Here is a 24,896-nt window from a genome sequence, read left to right on the forward strand (position 1 = left end):
GGAGCCCGTACACCGTGACCGCGCCGGAGCTGGAAGCGCCCACCGACCCCCGCGGTCCGCGCCCCGTCGTGGGCGCCGTCCGCCGCCACCCGACCCTCGCGGCGGCGCTGGCCTGCCTGGTCTCCTTCGCCGCCTTCTGGGTCGTCCAGCGGCTGGCGCAGGTGTCGATGATCGACCTCATGGTCTACCGCGCCGAGGGCTGGACCGCCCGCAACGGCGCGGACCTCTACGACATGGTGGCCACCTCCGCGCATCTGCCCAACACCTATCCGCCCTTCGCCGCGCTGCTGTTCATCCCGCTCACCTTCTTCGGCGTCGGGACGATGCGCACCCTCGCCACCGCCGGCAACCTCGTCCTGCTCATCACCGTCGTCCACCTCTCGCTGCGCCTGGTCGGACGGCCCCGGCGGCTGCCCCGGCCCGCCGCCACGCTGGCGCTCTCCGCGCTGCTGGTGTGGTGCGAGCCGGTCTGGACGACGCTGCGCTACGGCCAGATCAACCTGCTGCTGGCCGTCATGGTGCTGTGGGACCTGACGCGCCGGGACGGCAACCGCTGGGCCGGCATAGGCATCGGGATCGCGGCCGGCATCAAGCTGACCCCGGCGCTCTTCGCCGTCTTCCTCGCCCTGGCCGGTGCGGTCCGCGCGGTCCGGATGCTCCGCTCCGGCGCGGGCCCGCGCGCCGCCTGGAACCCCTGGCTGCGCCAGGCCGCGGTCGCCACCGGGACGTTCTGTGCCACCGCCCTCCTCTCCGCGATCGCGCTGCCGCGCGACTCGCACCGCTTCTGGACGCAGATCGTGTTCGCCGCCGACCGGGTCGGTGAGGTGGAGATCACCGCGAACCAGTCGCTGCGCGGCGCCCTGGCCCGGCTGCTGCACACCGACACCCCGGGCACCGCCTGGTTCGTCCTGGCCGCCCTGACCGCGACGGCCGGGCTGGCCCTGGCCGCCGGGTCGCTGCTGCGCGGCCGGCGCTCCTGGGCGACCCTCAGCTGCGCCGCGACCGCCCTGCTGGTCAGCCCGATCTCCTGGTCCCACCACTGGGTGTGGGGCGTCCCGATGCTGATCCTGCTCGGCTCCGAGGCCCTTGAGCACACCGGCACCGCCGCGCGCCGCTGGTGGGCGGTGACCGCGGTGATGGGGCTGATGTTCTGCTCGTTCGCGCTGTGGTGGGTGCCGCACCGCTGGCACCAGCACGCGGAACTGCACCAGAACGGCGGCCAGATGCTGCTCTCCGCCGTCTATCCGCTCGCCGGGGTGACCCTGCTGACACTGGCCGCGGTCCGGCTGCGGCGGCTCACCCGGTGCGACGCCCGTAGCGGTGCCGACGGCGCCGGCATGGACACCACCAGTGCCGGCGAGGAAGGTGGCATCGCCGGCGGCAGCGGCACCGCCCCCCGTCAGACCCCGGTCGCCGGCGATATCTGAAGCCACCGCGGCCGCCCGGTAATTGGCCGGCGGTCCTTCCCGCCCCCGATGACCCCATGGGCCTTACCGTTCTGTCGCGCGCGGCCCTTGCGACCCACCGTGTGACCGCCCGTAAGGCGAACCGCACACCGCCACGCTGCCCGCTCTCCCCTGTCCGTCATAACCGCCCCCGTCATAACCGCCACCCGTCGCGCTGATCCGTGCCGCCGCGGCCGATTCCGGCGGCGGCTCGTACTGCGGGAACGCGCGGCCTTTCCACGGGAGTTCCGGCTTACCGAAGACGATCGGAACCGTTCACCGATGCCCGACACCGCTCGGAAATGACCGTGTGACAGGAATGCACGGCCGCCGGGCCCAGGGCCCAACTCACGCCGTGGCGAACGAATAGAACCGTTTCAGCGTGCAGTGCTCGTCCAGCAGCCGGCCGTAGATCGGCTCCCCGTCGAGCTCCCGGTAGGTCTCGATGGGGTCGCCCTTTATGACCAGGGCGCGGGCGCATTCCTCGCACCAGTACTGGTAGTCGGCGTTGACCGGTTCCATGTCGCGGACGATCGGCGTGCCGCTGCCGCACCAGTCGCATTTTCTGCTGTGGGCGCCCATCCATCAGCTCCAACTGTGGCCGCAGGCCGTACAGACGAAGGAAATCCCCCCGTTGTCGCCCAGCACCTGGGCAACGTGAGAGGAACCGCACGAGGGGCACTGGAGAGCGGAACCCTCACCACCGCACACGGAAACCGGACCGTCGACAGGGCAGGTGAAGCGGAGCGCGTATTCCGGCAGCCAGTCATAACCCTGCGCCTCGGCCACTTCGAGGAGGTCGTTGACCTCCTCAAGGATGCTCGTAGGCATCGCGTTCTCTCCTCCCCTGGCGGCGCCGTCCGATTCTGCCACGGACCGCCCACCGGGTCAGGACCGCCGTCCCGCCACCCCGGCCACCCAGCCGAACGCCGCCGCGCCGGCCAGCGCCAGGACACTCACCCACAGTGCCCGCGCCGCACCGTCCGCCCCCTCCGCCGCCAGCCGATTCAGGTAGAGCGCCCCGAAAAGCGACGTCCCCAGCAGCAGCCCGACCTGGTTGACGGTCACCACCAGCCCGCTCGCATCCGCCGCGTGCTCCCGGCGTACGGACGCCAACGCGGCGGCCAGATTGGGGCTGTGGGCGAAGCCCAGCCCCACGCCGACCCCGGCATACGCGAGAAACGCCCACGCGCCCCCGTCACCTCCGCCCCTGAGGGCCAGTCCGGCCCCCAGCAGCGCCGCGCACAACAGCACGAAACCGCCCGGAACCAGCACCGGATGCAGCCACCGCGGCAGCAGCCGCCACCACAGCCCCACCGCCCCGTAGGCCAGGGCCGTCGGGACGAAGGTCAGCCCGGTGCGCAGCGGGCTGTAGTGGAGCGCGTTCTGGAAGTGCAGCGTCAGCACGAACATATAGCCCGCGTTGACGGCCATGACCACGGCGATCCGCACCACCTTCCGGGGCATACCCGGCGCACCGATCACCCGCGGCGCGATCAGCGGCGCCCCACCGCGCCGCGCCCGCGCCGCCTCGTACGCCGCGAACGCCGCCAGCAGCAGCCCGCCGGCGCCCAGCGACCACCACGACCACTGCGGCCAGCCGGCCTCCCGGCCGAGCACCAGCGGCACCGTCAGCAGGGTCAACGCCCCGGCGAGCAGGACCAGTCCGGGCAGGTCCAGCCCGCGCGCCGCCGCGGACGGCCGGTCCCCCGGGATCAGCCGCGGCCCGGCCACCAGCAGCAGCACCCCGATCGGCACGTTCACCAGGAACACCGGCCGCCAGCCCGCGCCGAAGAGGTCCGCGCCGACCAGCACCCCGCCGGCGACCTGCCCGGTGACCGCTCCGACGGCCATCACCGCGGTGTACGCCCCGATGGCCCGGGTCCGCGCCGCTCCCGTGAACGTCCGCTGGACGATCCCCAGGACCTGCGGGATCATCACCGCGGCGCCGGCCCCCTGGACGGCACGGAAGCCGATCAGCTGCCCGGTGTCCGCGGCCAGCCCGCAGGCCAGCGAGGCCCCGGTGAACACCGCGAGCCCGGCCAGGAACGTCCGCCGCGGGCCCAGCAGTTCACCGATCCGCGCCCCGGTGATCAGCAGCACCGCGTACGCCACGGTGTAGCCGCCGATCACCAGTTGCAGCGCGGCGCCCGAGGCGCGCAGGTCGCCGCCGATCGACGGGGCGGCGACATTGACGACGAAGGCGTCGAGCACCGCCATGAACTGCCCGGCGAGCACGATCGCCAGCAGCCGCCCCGAGTCCTTCGCCCGGCCGTCCGCGACGCCGTTGTCAGTGCCACCGCGTTTAATGGCAGGTGGAGTTGACGGGGCGCCGGCGGGTGCCGGCGGTGCCCCTGAGGTGAGCGTGCCCGTGGTCTTTCCGGTGGTGTGGTCTCTCATGCCGGAGAGCCTGGAGGCGGACGGATACGGGTAACGAGTGCCCGCCGATGCTGGTACCGGCAGCACCTGGCAGGCACCCCTGCCCGCCGCGACGATGGGGGTGTGAGCAGCATGACGACGGCCCGGCGATCGGAACCGCGCCGACGGCCCGAGCTGGCGGCGTTCCTGCGCAGCCGGCGCGCCCGGGTGACGCCGCAGGACGTCGGCATGCCGGCAGGGCTGCGGCGGCGGACGCCCGGTCTGCGCCGCGAGGAGGTCGCCCAGCTCTCCGGAGTCGGTGTGACGTGGTACACGTGGCTCGAACAGGGCCGCCCGATCAACGCCAGCGGCCAGGTGCTGGACGCCGTCGCCCGCACGCTCCGCCTGGACGACGCCGAGCGCGAGCATCTCTACCACCTGGCGGAGGTGCCGTACGCGCCCACCAGGGAGGCGGACGCGCAGTCGGTCGGCCCGGAGGTGCGCGGCATCATCGACGCCCTGGTGCCGCTGCCGGCGGTGGTCTACAACTCCCGCTACGACGTCCTGGCGGCCAACTCCGCCTATCAGGGCGTCTTCCCGGCCATCGCGCTCGCCCGCGGCCCGGCTCGCAATGTGCTCTGGCAGCTGTTCGCGATGCCGCCCTGCTGCTGCACGATCCGCAACCGTGACGAGGAGTTCCCGGCCCTGGTAGCCCGACTCCGGGGCGCGTACGGGCGCCATGTCGGGGAGCCCGCGTGGGAGACGCTGATCGCCCGGCTGTCGGGGGCCAGTGAGGAGTTCGCGCGTCTGTGGGCGAGCGGGGATGTCGCGCCGCACGGCAATCACTTGAAGGTGATCCAGCACGCCTCGGTCGGCGAGGTGCGGCTGATATCGACGTCGCTGGTGGTGGGCGCGGTCCCCGAGACGCGGATCGTGGTCTACACCCCGGCCGACGAGGAGAGCCGCAGGCTGACGGCGGTGCTGCGCACGGCCCATGACCCGCTCCTCGGCTGCCCGGCGCATTCGCGGCCCGCCTCCGAGGTCCGCGCAGAGCTGGAGCGGAAGTGGGAGCGGGAGCGGGAGAGCGGTAGGGGGAAGGAGAGGGCAGCGGGGCGGCCCGACCGCTGATCCGAGCGGCGGTGTGCGCCAACTCCGGGGCGGGCGGCCCGATGCGCGCAGCCGTGCCGCGCCGGGAGCCGTCACGCAAAGATCCCGCCTCCTGGTGGAGACGGGATCTTCCGGGTTGTGGAGCTAAGGAGAATTGAACTCCTGACCTCCTGCATGCCATGCAGGCGCTCTACCAACTGAGCTATAGCCCCGGGTCTTGTTCCGCCCCTCCGGGTTTCCCCCGGCGGCGCCGCGAACAAGAAGAACTTTAGCCTGCGACCTGCCCAGATGTGAAATCCGGTCGGCCGCCCCCGCTCCGGGGGCTCAGGCGTCGTCGCCGAGCACCGGCTCCGGGAGGGTGCCGGCGTTGTGCTCCAGCAGCCGCCAGCCGCGGGCGCCTTCGCCCAGGACGGACCAGCAGCAGTTCGACAGACCGCCCAGGCTCTCCCAGTGGTGGGAGTCCAGGCCGAGCATCCGCCCGATGGTGGTGCGGATCGTGCCGCCGTGGCTGACGACGACCAGGGTGCCGTCCTCGGGCAGCTTGTCGGCGTGGTTGAGCACCACGGGGGCGGCCCGGTCGGCGACCTCGGTCTCCAGTTCGCCGCCACCGCGACGCACCGGCTCACCGCGCTTCCAGGCGGTGTACTCCTCGCCGAACCGCGCCAGGATCTCGTCGTGCGTCAGGCCCTGCCACGAGCCCGCGAAGGTCTCCCGCAGCGCCGGGTCGTGCGTCACGTCGAGACGGGTCAGGTCGGCCAGCTCGCGGGCGGTCGCCGCGGCCCGGCGCAGATCGGACGCGATGATGGCGTCCGGCCTCAGGGCGGCGAGCAGCCGGGCCGAGCGCCGCGCCTGGGCGAGGCCGGTCTCGGTCAGCTCGATGTCCGTCGAGCCCTGGAAGCGGCGCTCCAGATTCCAGGCCGTCTGGCCGTGGCGCCACAGGACGACGCGGCGGCCCCGGCCGCCCTTGGTGCCGTTCAGAGCAGATCTCCGTCCTCGTGGCCCGCGGTGGCCTCGGCGTGGGCGGCGGCCTTGCCACGGGTGGCCTTGGCCTCCTCGGGGAGGTCGAGCTCGGGGCAGTCCTTCCACAGGCGTTCGAGCGCGTAGTACACCCGCTCCTCGCTGTGCTGGACGTGGATGACGATGTCGACGTAGTCGAGCAGCACCCAGCGCGCTTCCCGGTCGCCCTCGCGGCGGACCGGCTTGGCGCCGAGGTCCTTGTTGAGTCGTTCCTCGATCTCGTCGACGATCGCCTTGACCTGGCGGTCGCTGGGCGCGGAGGCCAGCAGGAAGGCGTCGGTGATCGAGAGGACGTCACTGACGTCGTACGCGATGATGTCGTGCGCGAGCTTGTCGGCCGCTGCCTGAGCGGCGGCGTTGATGAGCTCGATGGAGCGGTCCGTGGCGGTCACAAGCGGCTTTCCGGGTCGGGGGCTGCCTCTCCGGCCGGGGCACTGGGCGCGCGGCGGAGCCGGGCGCGCCGCGGCCCGCCGGTCGGTCGGATCAGCGGTCAGGTACCCCTCAAGGGTCTCACGGACCACCGACACTCCCGGCGGGCTTTTCGGGCCCGCCGGTCGGTGCCGGTGTTCGACCAGGTCAGCCCTTGTAGTCCTGGCCGAGGACGACGCCGATGTCCGCGTTCGAGGCGACCTTGCCCTGGGTGACCGCGCCGGCCGGGAGGCCCAGCGTCTTGGCGACCTCGGCCGCCTTCGCCTTCTGGGCGGCGTCCGCGTACGTCACCTGGGAGGTGGCGGCCGTGGTGTCGCTGCCGCCGTCGACGAAGGTGTAGCCGCCGTTGAGCAGCGCGACCTGGGCCTTGCCGGTGGCGGCCTTGTCACCGGAGGCGTTGCGGACCGCGACCCGGGGGGTGGTACCGGCGGCGGTCTTCTTGACCGTGCTGCCCAGGACGTCCTTGACGACGCCGGCCGCCGCGGACGGGCTGAGCGTCCCGTCGGCCTGCACGGGCAGCATCGTGGTGGTGTAGGCGCCGGTCTTCGCCAGCTCGGCCCGCTGCGCCAGCGAGCTGCCCAGCTGGGCCTCGGTGAGCGGCGGGTCGAGCACCTGGAGGAGCGTCTTCACGGTGGCGGTGGCGCCGTCCGCGTCGCTGGAGACCTTCTTGAGGGTGGCCTGCATGACCTGCCCGAACCGCGCCAGCTGCTTGGTCTCGCTCTCCCCCGGCCCCTGGTAGGTGGCGTAGGCGACGGCCGCCTGCCCGTTGAGGGTCTGGGCGGAGCCCTGCTTGACCACCGGGGGGTCGTCCTTCTTGGCGCCCGGTACGGCGGTGTCGGTGTCGAGGGTGATGCCGCCGACCGTCTCGACCAGGTTCTCCAGGTAGGGGGTGTCCAGCCGCCAGCTGGCCTTGAGGTCGGCGCCGAGGAGGTTGTTGAGGGACTCCCGGGTCGGGTCGGTGCCCTCGTCCTTGACGGACTTGCCGAGGGTGGTGGTCGTGCCGTCGTCCTTGGTGACGATGAGGTTGTTGGGCAGCAGGAGGGTGGTGCCCTTGTGGGTGGTCGCGTTGTCCACGAGGAGGGCCGTGGAGCTGTTGCCGGTCTTGGAGTCCCGCAGGTTCACGACGAGGACGTCCCGCTTCTGCGCGCCGGCCGCCGCGGCGCCGCCGCCCGCGCCGGAGAGCGCCGGCAGCTTGCCGGCCCACCACAGGTAGCCGACCCCGCCGGCCACGAGGAGGGCCAGCACGACCGACAGCACGACGATCCGGCTGCGCCCGCGCCGTTTGGCCTCCTCGCGCCGCTCGGTGCGGCTCTCGGTGAACTTCAGCCAGTCGATGACGTCTTCGGAGTCCTCGTCCGGCTCCTCGATGAACGAGAACTGCTCGGTGCGGTATTCGGGCGCCGTGGCCTCCGCGCCGGCGCGCTCGGCCTTCTCGGTGCCGGCCGGTGCGGTCGGCTCCTCCGGGCGCCGCTGCGGCGCCCCGGCATGCCGCTCCCCATAGGAGAACTGCTCGGGGATCTGCTCATGGACGTGCTCGTGGAGCTGCTCGTAGGCCGGCTGCGGCGCCTGCTGCGGGATCCACTCGCCCTGGTGGGGCTGGTGCTGCGGCTGGGCGTACGGGTCGTACTGCTGCGGGTAGCCGGGCTGCTGCTGCACCTGCCCGCCGCCGTAGGCGCCGTAGCCGTACTCCGGCTGCGCCTGGTACGGCTGCCCGCCCTGGCCGGGCTGCGCGCCGTAGGGGTCGTAGCCGTCCTGGACCGGCTGCGCGGTCTGCTGGGCCGGCTGCCCGTAGGGGTCGTAGTGCTGCTGCTCGTACGACTGCTGCGGCGCCTCCTGGTGCACCGGCCGGCCGTAGGCGTCGTAGCCGTGGTAGCCGTGGCTCTGCTGTCCCCGACCCTGCCCCTGGGCATACGGGTCGTGGGCATACGGGTCCTGCGGACCGTACGGATCGTGTCGGTCAGTCACCGGTGCCCCTTTCCGTCACCCCGTCAGCGGTCGTCGCGGTACAGCTGCTTTTTGTCGATATAGCGCACCACACCGTCCGGTACCAGGTACCAGACCGGTTCCCCCTGGGCGACGCGCGCCCGGCAGTCGGTCGAGGAGATGGCCAGCGCGGGCACCTCGACGAGGGAGACCGCCCCCTCGGGCAGCCCGGGGTCCGCGAGGACGTGGCCGGGCCGGGTCACCCCGATGAAGTGGGCGAGCGAGACCAGCTCCGCCGCGTCGTGCCAGGTCAGGATCTGGCTGAGTGCGTCCGCACCGGTGATGAAGAACAGGTCCGCGTCCTGATGTTCCGCGCGCAGATCGCGCAGCGTGTCTATCGTGTACGTCCTGCCGCCGCGGTCGATGTCGATGCGGCTGACGGAGAACTGCGGATTCGACGCGGTCGCGATGACCGTCATCAGGTACCGGTCCTCGGCCGGGGACACCTTCTTGTGGCTCTTCTGCCACGGCTGCCCCGTGGGCACAAAGATGACCTCGTCGAGGTGGAACTGGCTGGCCACCTCGCTTGCGGCGACCAGGTGTCCGTGATGGATCGGGTCGAACGTGCCGCCCATCACTCCGAGTCGCCGCTTCACGGGTCCTGTGTGCTCTCCCATGCGTGCAGACCCTACTTGGCGGGACGCGTTGCCGGGGGCCGGGTGTTCGGGCTCAGTGGTCGCGGTTGAAACGGGTGGTGATCCAGAGCAGGAGAAGCAGGATGAAAAGGGCGCCACCACCGGTGATGAACGGGTTGAGGCTGTCGTGGTTGCCACCCTTCATCCCGCCTTCGGCGAGGGTGACCAGGGACTGTGCGGCAGGGTGCAGACTCATCGTTGGCAGGACCAATCCGGGCGGGTTTCGGACAGAGGCTTCCGCCACATCGTAAGCGTCGCGTCACCGGGGGCTCACGCCGACTCCGCCCGAAGCCTCCCGGGCGGCGTCCGCGCTGGTCCCGAGGGGTGCCCGCGGCCCGTCCTCAGTCCTGGTTGCCGTAGCCGCGCAGCAGGATCCACGCGAGCAGCGCGGCGCCCACGACGCCGACGATGATCACGGTACGCAGCAGCCAGCCGGGGCCGTCCCCCCTGGAGGTCTCCTCGGCGGCGGCGAGCAGCAGGGTCGGATGCGGCATGGCGGTGGCTCCCTCGTGTGGCGGCCTGGTCGGTCGGTGGTGCGCTCGCCAGCGTACGCCCGAGCATCCATTCCGCTGTCGGTGGCGTCCTCTACGCTGAAACCACGCAGTCGAACAGGGGGAGGCCCCAATGACGGAGAGCCCAGACGGCAGCGCCAACGTACCGAGCAGGGACCGCAGGCGGTTCCCCGGTATCTCGTCGCGGTCCTACGAGCACCCGGCGGACCGCTCGGCGCTGGTCGCGCTGCGCAAGCTGAGCGGGTTCGACACCGTCTTCAAGACGCTCAGCGGCTTGTTGCCGGAGCGCAGCCTGCGGCTGCTCTTCCTGTCGGACTCGGTCCGGGTCGGCGAGCAGCAGTTCGCCCACCTCAACGACATGCTGCGGGACGCCTGCCACATCCTGGACCTGGAGAAGGTCCCGCCGATGTACGTCAATCAGGACCCGCAGCCCAACGCCATGTGCATCGGCCTGGACGAGCCGATCATCGTGGTCACGACCGGCCTCGTCGAGCTCCTGGACGAGGAGGAGATGCGGGCGGTCATCGGCCACGAGGTGGGCCACGCCCTGTCCGGGCACGCGGTGTACCGCACGATTCTGCTGTTCCTGACGAACCTGGCGCTGAAGGTCGCCTGGATCCCGCTGGGCAATGTCGCGATCATGGCGATCGTGACGGCGCTGCGCGAGTGGTTCCGCAAGTCGGAGCTGTCCGCGGACCGCGCCGGCCTGCTGGTCGGCCAGGATCTGCAGGCGTCGATGCGCGGCCTGATGAAGCTGGCCGGCGGCAACCACCTGCACCAGATGAACGTGGACGCGTTCCTCGCGCAGGCCGAGGAGTACGAGGCCGGCGGCGATCTGCGGGACTCCGTACTGAAGATCCTCAACCTCCTTCCGCGCAGCCACCCGTTCACCACCGTGCGGGCGGCCGAGCTGAAGAAGTGGTCCCAGAGCCGCGACTACCAGCGCATCATGGACGGCCACTACCCGCGCCGCGACGAGGACAAGGACGCGTCGGTCTCCGACTCGTTCAAGGACTCCGCCACGCACTACGCCGACTCGGTGCGCAGCAGCAAGGACCCGCTGATGGGCCTGGTCCGCGATATCGCGGGCGGCGCGGGGGACTTGGGCGGCAAGCTGCGCGACACGGTCTTCGGCTCGCGCTCCGACGGCTCCGGTGGGGCTAACGGATCGGGTGGCTCGGGTTCGGCTGGGAAGTAGCCGAAAGCTCGCCGCAGACCGAGGCGTTGGGCCGGCCGGCGGCGTAGGGGTCGGTCACCGCGGGCCGGTCGGTGCCGGCGTGCTGCCCCGCGAGCAGCGGACGCAGCACGTCGGCCGGGTCGGACGAGCAGGACAGCGGTCCCGCCTGGAGGCTGCTCTGGAGCACCTGGAGGCGGTGGTCGTTGAGGTCGTCCCGGCTGAGCCGGAAGTGCATCTCGCGCCGGACGGTGACCAGCGAGGCGGCGCCCGGCGTCGGTGTGCCGATCTGCTGCCCCGCGGCGCCGTCCTGCTGGGCGCCGGCGACCGGCCGTACGGCGTAGACGAAGGTGTAGTCGGCGGTGACGTCCAGCGCGTCCGGGCTCAACTCCACCGCGGACAGCGTGCCGTTGACCCGGACGTCGCGGTCGGCGAGCTCGGTCCGCCGGGGGTCGAAGCGGACCAGCCAGCCGGTCGCGGCATAGCGGCCGTTGTCGTCGGGGTGCGCCATGCTCCGGTCGAACTGGTCGAGTTGGCCGGTGTCCAGCAGCAGCCGCACCGGCCGTACGGACCCGCCGGTGAGGGTGGCCGGGTCCACCGACGAGCGGACGATGTAGTCCTTGGCGATGGTCAGCGCGGTGACGATCTGGCCGTCCGAGAAGTGCGCACTGCGCTCGACGTCGGGGAGGTTGACGCCCGCCGCGCCGATCCGGAAGTCCGCCGCCGGGCTGTGCGCGAAGAGGTCGGCGGGGGTCGCGCCCGGTACGGTCCCGGCCGGCGCCAGCGGCACCACCGCGGAGCGCAGCGGCTGCGCCCGGAGGGGCTCCGGGGCCTTGTACGGGTGGCGTATGCCCATGTAGACGGCGGTGCCGAAGGCCAGCACGATCAGCAGTACCAGCAGGATCGCCTGGCGGGATCCGCCCAGCCGCAGCCACGCGTGGCGGGTGCGCACGGCCGGTGAATGGTGCTCGCCGAGCCGCTCGTCGGCGGAGAATTCCTGCAGGCGTGCAGCGCGGACGAACGACTCGTCGAAGACAACGGATCGGTACTCGTCGTCACCGCCTCCCGGGGCGCCGTCGGGCGTCCCTTCGGGAGGGTCACCAGGCCGGCTCATACCACAAGGGTAGGTCTGCCGAGGCGAAGGTAAACGCCGGGAGACGCCATAACTTCACGTCAGTGCGGCCGGGGCGCGGCGGAGGACGACGGGTGCTCCGGCACCGCGGAAGCGGGTGGTGGCAGGCCGGGGCGGGGCGTGTGCGCGATGTGCGTGCCGGCGGTGGGCGGGGTGCCGGTGGCCGGTGCGTCCACGCCGCTGGTACGGGTCGGCGCCGCCGGGCTCTGGGGGCGGCCGGCGACCCCCCGGTAGACGGCGCTGAAGGCCAGCGCCACCAGCCCGATGCCCATCACCACGGCGAGCACCCAGGCGATGGGGCGGTGCCAGCGAGCGCTGCCGCGATACGGGCGCAGCGACCCGCCGTAGGGGCCGTACGGGCCGTCGGCCGGATATCCGTCGTCGTAGGCCCCGTGGCCGCCGGGCGCCGGGCAGTCGAAGTCGTCGCCCTCCGGCCCGAACCCGGGCCCCGGGCGGGCCGCCGCCTCGGCCTCCGCACGCGCCTCGGCCGCGGCCAGCATCCGCTCGACCGCCGAGGGTTCGTGGATCGTCGCGGCCCGTACGAATTCCTCGTCGAAGACCACGGAAGCGAAGTCCTCGTCCGCTCTTCCGTGGCTCCCGTGGTGGTGCTCGTCGGGCTCCTCGCCGTCCGGGAACGGCGTGCCCCCCACGTCGTCCGGCACCCGTCCAGGGTAGCCCCGGCCGGACCGTTTGGGCAGAGAGCGAAGCGAGGGAACAGCGTGCGGAACGGGGCCGTGCGCGGGGCGGTTCAGCGGGTGTGGCCGTCGCCCGTGACGATGTACTTGGTGGACGTCAGCTCCGGAAGACCCATGGGGCCACGGGCATGCAGCTTCTGGGTGGAGATGCCGATCTCGGCGCCGAAGCCGAACTGGCCGCCGTCGGTGAAGCGGGTCGAGGCGTTGACCGCGACGGTCGTGGAATCCACCAACTGGGTGAACCGGCGAGCGGCGGCCTGCGATCCCGTGACGATGGCCTCGGTGTGGCCCGAGGTCCAGCGCCGGATGTGCGCCACCGCCGCGTCCAGGTCGGGCACCACGGCCGCCGCGATGTCGTAGGAGAGGTACTCCGTCGCCCAGTCCTCGTCGGTGGCCGGGGCGACCAGGCCGGGCCCGGCCTGCTGCCAGGCCGCGTCGCCGTGCACCACGACACCGGCCTGGGTCAGCGCCTCCAGGGCGCGCGGCAGGAACTTCTCGGCGATCCCGGCGTGCACCAGCACCGTCTCGGCGGCGTTGCAGACGCTGGGCCGCTGCGCCTTGGAGTTGACCAGGATGTCGATCGCCATCTCGAGGTCGGCGGCCTCGTCGACGTACACATGGCAGTTGCCGGTGCCGGTCTCGATGACCGGGACGGTGGACTCCTCGACGACCGTGCGGATCAGGGCGGCGCCGCCGCGCGGGATCAGCACGTCGACCAGGCCGCGGGCGCGCATCAGCTCGCGCACCGACTCCCGGCTCTCCCCGGGCACCAGCTGCACCGCGTCGGCCGGCAGCCCGGCGCTCTCCACGGCGCCGCGCAGCACCTCCACCAGCGCGCTGTTGGAGGCGTAGGCGGAGGACGAGCCGCGCAGCAGCACGGCGTTGCCGGACTTCAGGCAGAGCGCGGCGGCGTCCACCGTCACATTGGGCCGGGCCTCGTAGATGATCCCGATCACGCCGAGCGGGACCCGGACCTGGCGCAGGTCGAGGCCGTTGGGCAGGGTCGAGCCGCGCACCACCTCGCCCACCGGGTCGGGCAGCGCCACGACCTTGCGGACGTCGTCGGCGATGGCCGCGATCCGCTCGGGGGTGAGGGTGAGCCGGTCCACGATCGAGGCGGAGGTGCCGGCGGCCCTGGCCTTCTCGATGTCCTGGGCGTTGGCGGCCACGATCGCGTCGGTGTGCGCCACCAGCGCGGCGGCGATGGCGAGCAGCGCCCCGTCACGGGCCGTGCGCGGCAGCGGCGCCAGGACGGCGGCGGCCTCCTTGGCGCGGCGGGCGGTGTCGAGGACGGGCGAGGACTGCGATGCACTGCTGGTCATGGCCGCAGCCTAGCGCCGCCGCGCGCCGAGGCCCCGCCGCATTCCACAGAGCGGGACACCCGTATCACCGGCGGAAGGGGACTGGGGAAAACCCACGGGCCGGCCCTGACGCCCGGGCCCCTGCCCCGGCCCCGCTCCGGGCCCGGTCCGAGGCTGGCCCTGTGGGCCGGGTCCGGGGCCGGTCCGTCGGGTCGGGGCCGGAGCGGCCCCGGTACGGGAGCGGCCCCGGTACGGAAACGGAAGAAGCCCTAGATGAATGAGTCCGATGTTTGTGCTGGCCGCGACCATGGCGAAGGGCGCCCGTTGGCTCGTGTGTGACGACAAACCTGGACGCCCTTCTGGCGGCACTGTACGTGTTCATCGACGACCATGTGGCCCCGCGTCGCCGGATCGGGCGACCCCCGAAACTGACAGACACCGAACTGTTGTGCCTGGCGGTCGCCCAGGTCCTGCTGGGCTTCCCCTCGGCCCGGCACTGGATCCGCTTCGCCCACGCCCGACTGGGACACCTCTTCCGCTACCTGCCCCCGCAATCCGCCTACGACAAGCGCCTGAACGCCGCCGGCCCACTGATCTCGGCCGTGCTCCAGGCACTGGCCCAGCAGATGCCCACCTGGCACGACAACCTGCGCCTGATCGACTCCACCCCTCTGCCGTGCGCCGCCTCCCGCGAGACAGTCAAACGCTCCGACCTGGCCGGCCACGCAGGCTACGGCTACTGCGCGAGTCATTCCCGCTTCTTCTGGGGCTTTCGGCTCTACCTGCTGACCACCGCCGAGGGCATGCCGGTGACCTGGTGCCTGGCCAACCCCAAACTCGGCGAACGCCAGGTGATGACCGCGCTGCTGGAACGCGACCACCACCTCGTCCGCTCCGGTCAAGTGATTCTTGCGGACAAGGGCTTCGCCGGGCGGGAGTTCGAGGCGTTCCTCGAAGAGCGCCTGGGCGTCCATCTGGTGCGGCCGGACCTGAAGAACGAGCCTGTCCGACATGGACGCCTGGCCCACGTCCGCCAGTGGATCGAGGCCGTCTTCGACACCCTCAAAGGCCAGCTCAGCCTGGAACAACACGGAGGCCGCACACGCGCTGGCGTCTTCGCCCGCACCGGCCAACGACTCCTCGCCCTGGCCACCGCGATCTGGCACAACTGGACCACCAACGCCCCAGCCAAGCGATCACTGATCGCCTACGACCACTGAAGACATCGGACTCATTCATCTAGTAGGGATGGACCCCGACCGGGGACGCCGGCGGCGGGCCGTAGCCCTCGGCGACGCGCTGGTGGTAGGTCTCCCGGTCGATGACCTCCAGGCCGACGATCTCCCAGGGCGGCAGCTTGGCCGTCGAGCGGTGCTCCCCCCACAGCCGCAGGGCGACCGCGGCGGCGTCGTGCAGGTCCCGGGCCTCCTCCCAGTAGCGGATCTCCGCGTGGTCGTTGGCGTAGCGGCTGGTCAGCAGGAAGGGGTGGTCGTGGGCGAGCTGCTCCAGCGACCGCCGGACCTCCTTCAGCGGAGCCTCCGCGCCCGAGACGCTGAGGGTGATGTGCCACAGCCGGGAGGACTCGCGGCGCTCGCCCTGCGGTGCCGGCTGCGCGGTCCGGTCCCGCTCCGCGAGCCGGTCGTCCGCCGGCCGGGCGGCTTCGCCGCCGGTCCCGACGCTGGTCAGTGTGCGCTCCGCCGTCCCTCGGGGCGGTGCCCCTGGGCGCCCTCGTCTCACCGGCGGCCTCCTGTGATGCGAATCGCTCCGTCCCCGGGGGTGCGGAGCCGACTGGTGCGGTCGTTCTTCGGCGTCTGCGCTCGCGCGCTGCGGGCGCCGCTCCCCCACGGCGCCCCCGCAACAAAGTTGACCAGTCCGCGGCCCGTCGCGGGGGCGTTTTGCCGAAGGTGCCCGTGGAAAGGCCGGTGCCGGCGGGTCCCGGACCGGCCCGCCTCAGTGGTGCAGCAGCACCAGGTCGTCGCGGTGCACGACCTCGCGCTCGTACGCCGGTCCGAGCTCGCGGGCCAGATCCCGGGTCGAACGGCCAATCAATCGAGGGATTTCCCGGGCGTCGAAGTTGACGACCCCGCGGGCGACCGCGCGGCCGTCGGTGTCCCGCAGCTCGACCGGGTCGCCGGCGGAGAACTCGCCCTCGACGGAGGCGATACCGGCCGGCAGCAGCGAGGAGCGCCGCTCGACGACGGCCCGCACCGCCCCGTCGTCCAGTACCAGCGCGCCGCGCGGTGCGGAGGCGTGCGCCAGCCACAGCAGCCGGTCGGCGGAGCGCCGGCCGGTGCGCAGGAAGTGGGTGCCGGTGGTGCCGCCGGCCAGCGCGTCCCCGGCGTGCACGGCGGAGGTCAGCACGACGGGGATGCCGGCCGCCGCCGCGATCCGGGCCGCCTCGACCTTGGTGACCATGCCGCCGGTCCCGACGCCGGCCTTGCCCGCGCTCCCGATGGAGATGCCCTCCAGGTCCTTGGGGCTGCTGACCACCGCTATCCGGGACGTGCCCGGGGTGGCGGGGTCGCCGTCGTAGAGGCCGTCCACGTCGGACAGCAGGATCAGCAGGTCGGCGCGGACGAGATGGGCGACCAGGGCGGCCAGCCGGTCATTGTCGCCGAACCGGATCTCGTCGGTGGCGACGGTGTCGTTCTCGTTGACGATCGGCACCGCCCCCATGGCCAGCAGCTGGTCCAGGGTGCGGTAGGCGTTGCGGTAGTGGGCCCGGCGGGCGGTGTCGTCGGACGTCAGCAGCACCTGACCGACCCGGCGGCCGTAGCGCGCGAAGGAGGCGGTGTAGCGGGCGACCAGCAGGCCCTGGCCGACGCTGGCGGCGGCCTGCTGCCGGGCCAGGTCCCGCGGGCGCCGCTCCAGTCCCAGGGGGGCGAGCCCGGCCGCGATGGCCCCTGAGGAGACCAGCACGATCTCCTTGTCCTGGTGCTTGGCCAGCACGTCCACCAGCGCGTCGACGCGGTCCGCGTCCAGCCCCCCGGCGGCGGTGGTCAGCGAGGAGGAGCCGACCTTCACCACGATCCTGCGGGCGTCCGCGACGTCCTGCCTTGCCCCTGCCACCTGCTACCCCTGTGCTCGCCGATCCCACTGCCGTACGAATTCCGTACAGCCGCAAATCTACGGCAGTGGCCGCTTCGGACGCGTCGGGATATCGCCTGGCGGACGTTCCGGCGGACACCGGAGGCCCACATCCCACTTCTCCGACGTGATTTTTGTTAAGACGGTAAGAGAGGCCAAAAGGTTGCGTTCGATTGGTCCGCTTTCGCGGTGAAGAGAGCCACAGCAGATTGTCACCAAGGCCAACAAGGTCATACGGTCGGGTGTCCATCGGTCCCGTTTCGTCGCGCTTGCGGCGTCGCAGCGCGGGCCCCGGTCACCGTCCCGGCCTCTCCCGACCTTTCTTGCCGCCAGGAGCCCCCTCCCGTGCCTTCCGCCGGAATCGCCCCCAGACGTGCCATGCAACTCGCGGCGCTCTTCGCGATGATGGTCGCGTTCATCGCCCAGCTCATCGGCGCGCTGCTGCCCGTCATTCCGCTGTTCATCGCCGCGTCGGTGGTGAACCTGGGCCTCGACCTGGTGCTGCAGCACCAGCAGCCCGGCCTGCTCTCCGTACTCGGCCGGATCCGCTTCGACGTGACGGTGCGTCAACTGCTGCGGGACATGGTGATACTGGTCGGCCTGCTGCACATCGACGGCATCAACCCCCTGGAGGAGCAGGCACCGCTGACCATCACGCTGCTGCTCTTCTACGGCACCCACTTCGTGTGCCAGACGGTCGCGGTCCTGGTCCGCAGGGCCCGCACCCTGCCGTTCGTCACCCGCAACATCGACGCAAGCGCGCTGGCGCTGACCGACGCCCCGCCGCGGCTGCTCTTCCGGCAGACCGGCCGGCGGCTGCTGCGCTTCTCGGTGCCCACGACGGCGGGGATGATGGTCACCGCGGTCACCGGCAACGCCTCCTGGGGCGGCCTCGGCATCGCCGTCGCGCTGCTGCTGTCCGCGGGCGGCACCCTCTACCTGAGCACCTGGCTGCTGCCGCGGAAGCGCACCCTCGACGAACAGCGCGCCCTGGCCTGGCTGGACCGCTGGCTGGCGGCCTACCGGCCGACGGTGGGCATGTACTTCTCCGGCGGCTCGACCTCCGCCTACCAGGCCAACATGTGGCTCGGCACCCTCGCCGGACTGGGCGGCAACCCCATCATCGTGCTCCGCGAGCGCTTCATGGTGCAGAAGATCGAGGCCACCGACATCCCGATCGTCTGCATCCCGAAGGTCGCGCACCTGATGCGCCTGGAACGCTCCACCCTCAAGGTCCTGCTCCACCCGGCGAACTCCGGCAAGACCTCGCAGATCCTGCGGATCCCCTCCATCAAGCACGCCTTCATCAACCACGGCGAGAGCGACAAGCTCTCCTCCTGCAACCCCTACGCGAAGGCGTACGACGAGGTGTGGGTGGCCGGTCCGGCGGCCCGGGACCGCTACCAGCTCGCCGACATCGGCATCGAGGACAAGGACGTCGTCGAGGTCGGCCGCCCCCAACTGGCCCCGATCCGGCCCTACGAGGGCGCCCCGCTCGGCCGGTTCACCACCGTGCTGTACGCGCCGACCTGGGAGGGCTGGGACGGCAACCCGGGCAACACGTCGGTGATCCTGGCCGGCGAGAACATCGTCCGCGCGCTGCTCGCCGACCCCAAGGTACGACTGCTGTACAAGCCGCACCCGATGACCGGCTCCGTGGACCCGCGCGCGGGCGCCGCCGACTCCCGTATCCAGGCGATGATCGCGGAGGCCAACGCCCGGCGCGGCGGTGCGCTGCCCGGCCCCGAGGCCGCCGCCGAACTCGCCCGCCGCACAGCGGAGTTGGACCGGCTGACCACCACCGACTTCCGCGCCAGCGCCGACGAGCTGGAGCGGATGCGGCTCCAGGGCACCCCCGAGGAGGGCCGCGCCGCCGCCGTGGACGCCGCCGTCGCCGCCTGGGAGGACGCGTACTGGAACTCCGTCCCCGAGTGGGAACACCTGGTCGTCACCGACGCCCGCCCCGGCCTCTTCGCCTGCTTCAACCGGTCGGACGTGCTGATCAGCGATGTCTCCAGCGTCGTCTCCGACTACCTGACCAGCGCGAAGCCGTATGCGGTCGCCAACACCTCGGGGCTGGACGAGGACGACTTCCGGGCGCACTTCCCGACCGTGCGGGCGGCGACCATCCTGGCGCCGGACGCGGAGGGGGTGGCCGGCCTCCTGGCGGCGGTGCGCCATCCGGAGCGGGACGGCCTGGCCGCGGCCCGCGCCGAGCTGAAGGAGCATCTGCTCGGCCCGGCCGACCCGCCGTCGGCGGTCCGCTTCGAGGAGGCCGTGCGGAACCTGTGCACCAAGGCCGACGAACGCCGGGTGCGGATGGAGAGCCGGCTCTCCGGCATCCCCGTGCAGCGCTCTCAGCGCGGCCTGGGCGCCGCCGGGACGGCCGGGCAGGGCACGGGCGGTGCCCCGGACGCGACGGCCGCGGTCTGACCCGCAGCGGGCCGCTCAGGGCCCCGGACACCATGGCGCGGGCCCCCGGGAGGAGTGCTCCTCCCGGGGGCCCGCGCCGTTCGGCTCTCCGCGTCAGAACGGGTTGAAGCCGTCGTACTCGCTCTGCGCCTCGTCCCGCTCCGCGTCGCGGTCGCGGCGCCGCTGCGCGGCCGGCCGGGGCGCCTCGAAGCGGTGGTCCTCACCGCGCCGGCCCAGCATCTCCGCACCGGCCGACATCGACGGCTCCCAGTCGAAGACCACGGCGTTGTCCTCGGGGCCGATCGCCACGCCGTCCAGGGCGCGGGCGCCCGCCTTGAGGAGCGCCTCCTCCACGCCGAGGCGGTTGAGCCGGTCGGCGAGATAGCCGACCGCCTCGTCGTTGTTGAAGTCGGTCTGGCGGACCCAGCGTTCGGGCTTCTCGCCGCGGACGCGGAAGAAGCCGTCGCCCTCCTGCGTGACCGTGAAGCCCGCGTCGTCGACCGCCTTGGGGCGGATCACGATGCGGGTGGCCTCCTGCACCGGCTTGGCGGCCCGCGCCCTGGCGACGATGTCGGCGAGGGCGTACGACAGCTCCTTGAGGCCCTGGTGGGCGACCGCGGAGACCTCGAAGACGCGGTAGCCGCGCGCCTCCAGGTCGGGGCGGATCATGTCGGCGAGGTCCTTGCCGTCGGGGATGTCGACCTTGTTGAGGACGACCACCCGCGGCCGGTCGCCGAGGCCGCCGTACTGCGCCAGCTCCGCCTCGATGACGTCGAGGTCGGAGACCGGGTCGCGGTCCGACTCCAGGGTGGCGGTGTCCAGGACGTGGACCAGCACCTCGCAGCGCTCGACGTGCCGCAGGAACTCCAGGCCCAGCCCCTTGCCCTGGCTGGCGCCCGGGATCAGGCCCGGGACGTCCGCGATGGTGTAGACCGTGGCGCCGGCCGTCACCACACCGAGGTTGGGCACCAGCGTGGTGAAGGGATAGTCCGCGATCTTCGGCTTGGCCGCGGAGAGCACCGAGATCAGCGAGGACTTGCCGGCGCTGGGGTAGCCGACCAGCGCCACGTCGGCGACGGTCTTCAGCTCCAGCACGATGTCCCGCGCCTCGCCGGGCTCGCCGAGCAGCGCGAAACCGGGGGCCTTGCGGCGGGCGGAGGCGAGCGCGGCGTTGCCGAGCCCGCCGCGACCGCCCTGGCCCGCGACGAAGGTGGTGCCCTGGCCCACCAGGTCGGCCAGCACCTCACCGTTCCCGTCCAGCACGACGGTGCCGTCCGGGACCGGCAGGACCAGGTCCTTGCCGTTCTTGCCCTCGCGGTTGTCGCCCGCGCCGGGCTGGCCGTTGGTGGCCTTGCGGTGCGGGTGGTGGTGGTAGTCGAGGAGGGTGGTGACGTCCTGGTCGACGACCAGGATCACATCGCCGCCACGGCCGCCGTTGCCGCCGTCCGGGCCGCCGAGCGGCTTGAACTTCTCCCGGTGAACGGAGGCACAGCCGTGGCCTCCGTTACCCGCGGCGACATGCAGCTCGACGCGGTCCACGAAGGTGGTCATGGTGGGGATGCCTCCAGATCGGCGGGATCGTCTGCGTACTGCTGGGATTCAGGGGGTTGTCTCTGCGTAACGCGCCAAGGGCGGACCTGCCTTCCCGCTCCCGCGAGAAAAGGCGGTCCGCCCTTGGCGTGCTGCGCCGCTACGTCCGGGCCGGAACTACTGGGCGTCCGGGACGATGTTCACGACCTTGCGGCCACGGTGGGTGCCGAACTGCACCGCGCCGGCCTGCAGGGCGAACAGGGTGTCGTCGCCGCCGCGGCCGACGCCCGTGCCCGGGTGGAAGTGGGTGCCACGCTGGCGGACCAGGATCTCACCGGCGAGGACGGCCTGACCGCCGAAGCGCTTCACGCCGAGCCGCTGAGCGTTGGAATCGCGACCGTTCCGAGTGGACGATGCGCCCTTCTTGTGTGCCATGTCTCCTCAGTCCCTTACTTCGCCGGAGCGTCGATGCCGGTGATCTTCAGCGCCGTGTGGAGCTGGCGGTGGCCGATCCGCTTCTTGTAACCGGTCTTGTTCTTGTACTTCTGGATCCGGATCTTGTTGCCCTTGTGGTGGTCCACGACCTCGGCCTGGACCTTCACGCCGGCCAGGACCCACGGGTCGCTGGTGACCGCGTCACCGTCGACGACCAGCAGCGTGGAGAGCTCGACGGCGTCGCCGACCTTGCTGGTGGAAATGCGGTCAACCTCGATGACGTCGCCAACAGCAACCTTCTGCTGGCGCCCGCCGGTGCGCACGATCGCGTACACGCGGAACTCTCTTTCGCTAGGTTCGGATCCTCTGATGCCAGCCGCTCACACGGGCTCGGGATACGGCCCGTGGAATCCGAGTGGACGAGCGGCCTCCCTCGGCGGAACCGAGAGGTAGTTGCTCAGGGGAGCGGTGCCACACAGACACCGACGGTCAAGGTTACGGGGCCTCGACCAGGGGGTCAAACCGGCCCCGGGCCGCCGTGACGGCCCGGGGTACCGGGTACTGCTCAGTCCTCCGCGGAAGCCGACACCGACCCGGCCGATGACTGCTCGGCCGCCGCCGTCTTCTTCGCCGCCGCCTTCTTGGCGGTGGTCTTCTTCGCGGTGGTCTTCTTGGCCGTGGCCTTCTTGGCGGTAGTGGTCTTCTTCGCCGCCGCCTTCTTGGCCGTGGTCTTCTTCGCCGCGGCCTTCTTGGCGGTGGTCTTCTTCGCCGCCGCCTTCTTCGCGGTCTTCTTGGCCACGGGCGCCGGCTCCGCGGCCTCGGCCGCCTCGGCGGGCTGCTCCGGGACCTCGGCCGGGGCCTCGGCGGCCGGCGCGGTGATCACGATCGTGCCCGCCGGCTCCCCGGCGGCCTCCGGCGCACCCGCCGGGGCGGTCACCTTGCGGGTCGCCCGGCGGCGCGGCCGGACCGGCGCGGGCTCCGCCGCCGGCGCCTCGGCGACCGGCTCCGCGGCGGGCTCCGGCTCGGCGACCGGAGCCACCGGCTCGGCCGGCAGCACGATGGCGGCGGCCTCCTCCGCGGCCCTGGGCGCACCCGCCGGAGCGGACACCTTGCGGCTCACCCGGCGGCGGCCACGGCCCCGCCCGGCAGCGGCGGCCTCGGCCTCGGCCGGGCTGCCGTACCACTCGTCGGTGCCGTCCACCGAGGGCTGCAGCTCGGCCTCCGTCACCGCCACGGGCTCCAGCTCCGGCGCCGCCTCCGCCACGGCCACCTCGGCCTCGGCGGGCTGCTCCGGCTGCGCGCCGTTGGCGCCGGCCTTGCCCTTCTTCTTGCGCTTGCCGCCACCGCCGGCCGCCGCCGGCTGGTCCATGTGGACGATGACGCCCCGGCCGTTGCAGTGCACGCACTGCTCGGAGAACGACTCCAGCAGCCCCTGGCCGACCCGCTTTCGGGTCATCTGGACCAGGCCGAGCGAGGTGACCTCGGCCACCTGGTGCTTGGTGCGGTCCCGGCCCAGGCACTCCAGCAGCCGCCGCAGCACCAGGTCCCGGTTGGACTCCAGGACCATGTCGATGAAGTCGATGACGACGATGCCGCCGAGGTCGCGCAGCCGCAGCTGGCGCACGATCTCCTCGGCCGCCTCCAGGTTGTTCCGGGTGACGGTCTCCTCGAGGTTGCCGCCCTGACCCGTGAACTTCCCGGTGTTGACGTCGATCACGACCATCGCCTCGGTCTTGTCGATCACCAGCGAACCGCCGCTGGGCAGCCAGACCTTGCGGTCCAGCGCCTTCATCAGCTGCTCGTCGATCCGGTACGTGGCGAACACGTCGACCTCCGACGTCCACTTCTGGAGCCGGTCGACGAGGTCGGGCGCGACGTGCGAGACGTAGCCGTGGATGGTCTCCCAGGCGTCGTCACCGCTGACGATGACCTTGGAGAAGTCCTCGTTGAAGATGTCGCGGACGACCCGGACGGTCATGTCCGGCTCGCCGTAGAGCAGGCTCGGCGAGCTGGTCGAGGACGCCTTCGCCTTCTTCTGGATCTCCTCCCACTGCGCCTGGAGCCGCTCCACGTCCCGGCGCAGCTCGTCCTCGCTCGCGCCCTCCGCGGCGGTGCGCACGATGACGCCCGCGTCCTCGGGGACGATCTTCTTGAGGATCTGCTTCAGCCGGGCCCGCTCGGTGTCCGGGAGCTTGCGGCTGATACCGGTCATCGAGCCCTCGGGCACGTAGACCAGGTAGCGGCCGGGCAGCGAGACCTGGCTGGTCAGCCGGGCGCCCTTGTGGCCGATGGGGTCCTTGGTGACCTGGACGAGGACGGACTGGCCGGACTTCAGCGCGGTCTCGATGCGGCGCGGCCCGTTGGCCATGCCCAGCGCCTCGAAGTTGACCTCGCCCGCGTACAGCACGGCGTTGCGGCCCTTGCCGATGTCGACGAACGCGGCCTCCATGGAGGGCAGCACGTTCTGCACCTTGCCCAGGTACACGTTGCCGACGTACGAGGTGGCCTGCTCCTTGTTGACGAAGTGCTCCACGAGCACGTTGTCCTCAAGAACGCCGATCTGGGTGCGCTCGCCGCTCTGGCGGACCACCATCACCCGCTCGACGGCCTCCCGGCGCGCCAGGAACTCCGCCTCGGTGATGATCGGCACCCGGCGGCGGCCCTGCTCGCGCCCCTCGCGACGGCGCTGCTTCTTGGCCTCCAGGCGCGTCGACCCCTTGATCGACTGCACCTCGTCCGCGCCGGTGCCCTCGTCCTTCTTGCGGGGCTCGCGGACCTTGACGACCGTACGCTCCGGGTCGTCGGCGTGCCCGGCCTCCATCTCGGCGGTCTCACCGCTGCGACGACGGCGACGACGGCGACGACGGCTGCTGCTCGTGCTGCCGGCGGGCTCCCCGGCCTCCGGGTGCTCGGCCTCGGCGGCCCGCTCCTCGCCTTCCTCGGCCTCGGCCTCGGCCTCCGCCTCGGCGGCCGGGCGCTCCTCGCCCTCCGCGGCCTGCTCCTCGGCACCCTCGGCGGCCTCGCCGCGGCGACGGCGGCGGCCACCCCGGCGGCGCCGGCGCGACGGACGCTCGCCCTCCTCGCCGTGCACAGCTTCGGCGTGCTCCTCCTCCGCCTCGGCGGCCTCGGCGGCTTCCTCGGCGACCGGCTCCGCGACGGGCGCGGCGGCCACCGGCTCGGCCTCGGCGGCACCACGGCGGCGGCGCCGGCGCGGCGCGGGCGCCTCGGCCGCCTCCGGCACGGCCTCCTCGTCCTGACGGGCCGCGGCGGCGTGCGCGGCAGCCGCGCTCTCCGGGGTCTGGAACATCGGCTCGGTGAACACCGGCGCCTGGAAGACCGCCGTCGGCGGCTTCTGCGCCCGGCGACGGCCGCGGACCGGCGCCTCCTGCGCGGGCTCCTCCGCGGCACGCGGCGCGGGCGCCTCGGCGGCGGCCGGCTCCGGGGTGCGCTCACCACGGCGGCGCGCCCGGCGGCGCGGGGCCTCGGCCTCGGCGGCCGGCGTCTCCTCGGCCGCCTCGGCGGCGGGGGCGGCGCTCTCCTCGGCGGCGGCCTGCGGCGCCCCCGCCGGAGCGGTGGCCTTGCGGGCGGCCCGGCGACGCGTACGGGCCGGACGCGTGCCCTCCTCCGCAGCGGCGGCCCGCGCC

General features: G+C 72.4%; 23 protein-coding genes and 1 tRNA gene. 5 read left to right on the plus strand and 19 right to left on the minus strand.

The features are described 5' to 3' along the window. Positions 1-14 precede the first annotated feature (14 nt). Entirely contained in the window at positions 15-1,427 is a 1,413-nt protein-coding gene (locus RZ84_RS11960) for a glycosyltransferase 87 family protein (protein WP_078893706.1), read from the plus strand. Positions 1,428-1,793: 366 nt separating this feature from the next. Here RZ84_RS11960 and RZ84_RS11965 read toward each other — a convergent pair whose 3' ends face one another. The 3 genes from RZ84_RS11965 to RZ84_RS11975 are packed head-to-tail and all read right to left on the minus strand — an operon-like array spanning position 1,794 to position 3,845. After that, a complete protein-coding gene (locus RZ84_RS11965) occupies positions 1,794-2,027 on the minus strand; it encodes a hypothetical protein (protein ID WP_004571982.1) in 234 nt (77 codons plus the stop codon). Between the two features lie 3 nt (positions 2,028-2,030). After that, a complete protein-coding gene (locus RZ84_RS11970) occupies positions 2,031-2,276 on the minus strand; it encodes a hypothetical protein (RefSeq protein WP_043264306.1) in 246 nt (81 codons plus the stop codon). A 57-nt stretch (positions 2,277-2,333) separates the two neighbouring features. Further along, entirely contained in the window at positions 2,334-3,845 is a 1,512-nt protein-coding gene (locus tag RZ84_RS11975; RefSeq protein WP_078893707.1) for an MFS transporter, read from the minus strand. Between the two features lie 111 nt (positions 3,846-3,956). On the opposite strand from RZ84_RS11975, the gene RZ84_RS11980 reads away from it, so the two are divergent. Then, positions 3,957-4,931: a helix-turn-helix transcriptional regulator gene (locus RZ84_RS11980; protein WP_043269703.1), complete on the plus strand. Its 975-nt coding sequence runs from the start codon at positions 3,957-3,959 to the stop codon at positions 4,929-4,931. A 118-nt stretch (positions 4,932-5,049) separates the two neighbouring features. Here the strand turns inward: RZ84_RS11980 and RZ84_RS11985 are convergent. The 7 genes from RZ84_RS11985 to RZ84_RS39670 all read right to left on the minus strand — a co-directional run bounded on the left by RZ84_RS11985 (position 5,050) and on the right by RZ84_RS39670 (position 9,468). Then, positions 5,050-5,122, minus strand: a tRNA-Ala gene (locus tag RZ84_RS11985). 112 nt (positions 5,123-5,234) lie between these two features. Continuing rightward, positions 5,235-5,888 (minus strand): histidine phosphatase family protein, encoded by a 654-nt coding sequence (locus tag RZ84_RS11990; protein WP_043269705.1) that lies wholly within the window; start codon positions 5,886-5,888, stop codon positions 5,235-5,237. Then, positions 5,885-6,319 carry a ribosome silencing factor gene (gene rsfS, locus RZ84_RS11995; RefSeq protein ID WP_043264307.1) on the minus strand — a complete coding sequence of 145 codons (435 nt, stop codon included), beginning with the start codon at positions 6,317-6,319 and terminating at the stop codon, positions 5,885-5,887. Before rsfS ends, RZ84_RS11990 begins: the two co-directional genes overlap by 4 nt. Before the next feature lie 184 nt (positions 6,320-6,503). After that, positions 6,504-8,321 carry an LCP family protein gene (locus tag RZ84_RS12000; RefSeq protein WP_043264308.1) on the minus strand — a complete coding sequence of 606 codons (1,818 nt, stop codon included), beginning with the start codon at positions 8,319-8,321 and terminating at the stop codon, positions 6,504-6,506. Between the two features lie 23 nt (positions 8,322-8,344). Then, a complete protein-coding gene (gene nadD / locus RZ84_RS12005) occupies positions 8,345-8,956 on the minus strand; it encodes a nicotinate-nucleotide adenylyltransferase (RefSeq protein ID WP_052229894.1) in 612 nt (203 codons plus the stop codon). Between the two features lie 52 nt (positions 8,957-9,008). After that, positions 9,009-9,170: a hypothetical protein gene (locus tag RZ84_RS39665; RefSeq protein ID WP_043264310.1), complete on the minus strand. Its 162-nt coding sequence runs from the start codon at positions 9,168-9,170 to the stop codon at positions 9,009-9,011. Positions 9,171-9,315: 145 nt separating this feature from the next. Beyond that, complete coding sequence (locus tag RZ84_RS39670) at positions 9,316-9,468, minus strand: hypothetical protein (RefSeq protein WP_198539974.1); 153 nt, start codon at positions 9,466-9,468, stop codon at positions 9,316-9,318. Between the two features lie 130 nt (positions 9,469-9,598). Here RZ84_RS39670 and RZ84_RS12015 point away from each other — a divergent pair, with 130 nt between their 5' ends. Next, the gene (locus tag RZ84_RS12015; RefSeq protein ID WP_043264311.1) at positions 9,599-10,684 is read left to right on the plus strand and encodes a M48 family metallopeptidase; all 1,086 of its coding nucleotides are present in this window, start codon (positions 9,599-9,601) and stop codon (positions 10,682-10,684) included. Here the strand turns inward: RZ84_RS12015 and RZ84_RS12020 are convergent. The 3 genes from RZ84_RS12020 to RZ84_RS12030 form a co-directional block, all read right to left on the minus strand. Further along, positions 10,647-11,774 carry an SCO2583 family membrane protein gene (locus RZ84_RS12020; RefSeq protein WP_043264312.1) on the minus strand — a complete coding sequence of 376 codons (1,128 nt, stop codon included), beginning with the start codon at positions 11,772-11,774 and terminating at the stop codon, positions 10,647-10,649. The two genes, RZ84_RS12015 and RZ84_RS12020, sit on opposite strands and share 38 nt — an antisense overlap. 59 nt (positions 11,775-11,833) lie before the next feature. Next, positions 11,834-12,454 carry an SCO2584 family spore wall biosynthesis protein gene (locus tag RZ84_RS12025; RefSeq protein ID WP_043264313.1) on the minus strand — a complete coding sequence of 207 codons (621 nt, stop codon included), beginning with the start codon at positions 12,452-12,454 and terminating at the stop codon, positions 11,834-11,836. 86 nt (positions 12,455-12,540) lie between these two features. Next, positions 12,541-13,809: a glutamate-5-semialdehyde dehydrogenase gene (locus tag RZ84_RS12030; protein WP_043264314.1), complete on the minus strand. Its 1,269-nt coding sequence runs from the start codon at positions 13,807-13,809 to the stop codon at positions 12,541-12,543. A gap of 314 nt (positions 13,810-14,123) precedes the next feature. Here RZ84_RS12030 and RZ84_RS12035 point away from each other — a divergent pair, with 314 nt between their 5' ends. Further along, entirely contained in the window at positions 14,124-15,008 is an 885-nt protein-coding gene (locus tag RZ84_RS12035; RefSeq protein ID WP_043264315.1) for an IS982 family transposase, read from the plus strand. A gap of 19 nt (positions 15,009-15,027) precedes the next feature. Here the strand turns inward: RZ84_RS12035 and RZ84_RS12040 are convergent, their stop codons facing one another. Further along, positions 15,028-15,525, minus strand: coding sequence for a hypothetical protein (locus RZ84_RS12040; RefSeq protein ID WP_043264316.1), 498 nt, complete (start codon positions 15,523-15,525; stop codon positions 15,028-15,030). A gap of 213 nt (positions 15,526-15,738) precedes the next feature. Next, the gene (gene proB, locus RZ84_RS12045) at positions 15,739-16,857 is read right to left on the minus strand and encodes a glutamate 5-kinase (RefSeq protein ID WP_078893708.1); all 1,119 of its coding nucleotides are present in this window, start codon (positions 16,855-16,857) and stop codon (positions 15,739-15,741) included. Between the two features lie 363 nt (positions 16,858-17,220). Between proB and RZ84_RS12050 the strand changes: the two genes are divergently transcribed. After that, positions 17,221-19,308 (plus strand): membrane protein, encoded by a 2,088-nt coding sequence (locus RZ84_RS12050; protein WP_043264318.1) that lies wholly within the window; start codon positions 17,221-17,223, stop codon positions 19,306-19,308. A gap of 93 nt (positions 19,309-19,401) precedes the next feature. Here the strand turns inward: RZ84_RS12050 and obgE are convergent, their stop codons facing one another. The 4 genes from obgE to RZ84_RS12070 all read right to left on the minus strand — a co-directional run. Further along, positions 19,402-20,838 (minus strand): GTPase ObgE, encoded by a 1,437-nt coding sequence (gene obgE / locus RZ84_RS12055; protein ID WP_043264319.1) that lies wholly within the window; start codon positions 20,836-20,838, stop codon positions 19,402-19,404. Positions 20,839-20,994: 156 nt separating this feature from the next. After that, entirely contained in the window at positions 20,995-21,252 is a 258-nt protein-coding gene (rpmA, locus tag RZ84_RS12060) for a 50S ribosomal protein L27 (protein ID WP_043264320.1), read from the minus strand. Positions 21,253-21,266: 14 nt separating this feature from the next. Continuing rightward, the gene (gene rplU, locus RZ84_RS12065; protein WP_043264321.1) at positions 21,267-21,587 is read right to left on the minus strand and encodes a 50S ribosomal protein L21; all 321 of its coding nucleotides are present in this window, start codon (positions 21,585-21,587) and stop codon (positions 21,267-21,269) included. Positions 21,588-21,817: 230 nt separating this feature from the next. Continuing rightward, on the minus strand, positions 21,818-24,896 hold a 3,079-nt coding region (locus tag RZ84_RS12070; RefSeq protein WP_241777670.1), incomplete at its 5' end, for an Rne/Rng family ribonuclease.

Origin of the sequence: Streptomyces sp. CT34 (genome assembly GCF_000805335.1) — a bacterium.
GTDB lineage: Bacteria > Actinomycetota > Actinomycetes > Streptomycetales > Streptomycetaceae > Streptomyces.

What these genes read in the sequence shown, in the direction of transcription:
- RZ84_RS39665 (WP_043264310.1), bottom strand. Translation starts at nt 9,170, where the DNA reads ATGAGTCTGCACCCTGCCGCACAGTCCCTGGTCACCCTCGCCGAAGGC.
- rpmA (WP_043264320.1), bottom strand. Translation starts at nt 21,252, where the DNA reads ATGGCACACAAGAAGGGCGCATCGTCCACTCGGAACGGTCGCGATTCC.
- RZ84_RS39670 (WP_198539974.1), bottom strand. Translation starts at nt 9,468, where the DNA reads ATGCCGCATCCGACCCTGCTGCTCGCCGCCGCCGAGGAGACCTCCAGG.
- RZ84_RS11980 (WP_043269703.1), top strand. Translation starts at nt 3,957, where the DNA reads ATGACGACGGCCCGGCGATCGGAACCGCGCCGACGGCCCGAGCTGGCG.
- RZ84_RS11970 (WP_043264306.1), bottom strand. Translation starts at nt 2,276, where the DNA reads ATGCCTACGAGCATCCTTGAGGAGGTCAACGACCTCCTCGAAGTGGCC.
- RZ84_RS12020 (WP_043264312.1), bottom strand. Translation starts at nt 11,774, where the DNA reads ATGAGCCGGCCTGGTGACCCTCCCGAAGGGACGCCCGACGGCGCCCCG.
- nadD (WP_052229894.1), bottom strand. Translation starts at nt 8,956, where the DNA reads ATGGGAGAGCACACAGGACCCGTGAAGCGGCGACTCGGAGTGATGGGC.
- RZ84_RS11965 (WP_004571982.1), bottom strand. Translation starts at nt 2,027, where the DNA reads ATGGGCGCCCACAGCAGAAAATGCGACTGGTGCGGCAGCGGCACGCCG.
- RZ84_RS12015 (WP_043264311.1), top strand. Translation starts at nt 9,599, where the DNA reads ATGACGGAGAGCCCAGACGGCAGCGCCAACGTACCGAGCAGGGACCGC.
- obgE (WP_043264319.1), bottom strand. Translation starts at nt 20,838, where the DNA reads ATGACCACCTTCGTGGACCGCGTCGAGCTGCATGTCGCCGCGGGTAAC.
- RZ84_RS11975 (WP_078893707.1), bottom strand. Translation starts at nt 3,845, where the DNA reads ATGAGAGACCACACCACCGGAAAGACCACGGGCACGCTCACCTCAGGG.
- RZ84_RS12030 (WP_043264314.1), bottom strand. Translation starts at nt 13,809, where the DNA reads ATGACCAGCAGTGCATCGCAGTCCTCGCCCGTCCTCGACACCGCCCGC.